The organism is Citrobacter sp. Cpo103, assembly GCF_030332605.1.
In the GTDB taxonomy this organism is placed as follows: domain Bacteria; phylum Pseudomonadota; class Gammaproteobacteria; order Enterobacterales; family Enterobacteriaceae; genus Citrobacter; species Citrobacter portucalensis.
Map to the genome: position 1 here is coordinate 1 of NZ_JAOWHO010000008.1, position 206 is coordinate 206.

Here is a 206-nt window from a genome sequence, read left to right on the forward strand (position 1 = left end):
GACGGTTGTCTCGTATGATGCGGTAGGCAACGAAGTGACGGCGATCAGCGACCACGACGTGCATATCGACAACTTTGCGGTAAACCAGGTGCATATTGATACCGTCGCGGGTGATGACCTTATTAATATTAAGGAGTTTTCCGCGAACGGCGGCTTTACGCAGATCGCCGGTACCGTAACCGGCGTGGATGCGAAGGTGGGGGATG

1 protein-coding gene is annotated in these 206 nt (G+C 54.4%); it reads left to right on the forward strand.

Annotation, left to right across the window (positions count from 1 at the left end):
• Window positions 1-206 (forward strand): Ig-like domain-containing protein (locus OGX89_RS00045; RefSeq protein WP_286559679.1); only part of this gene is annotated, 206 nt, incomplete at both ends.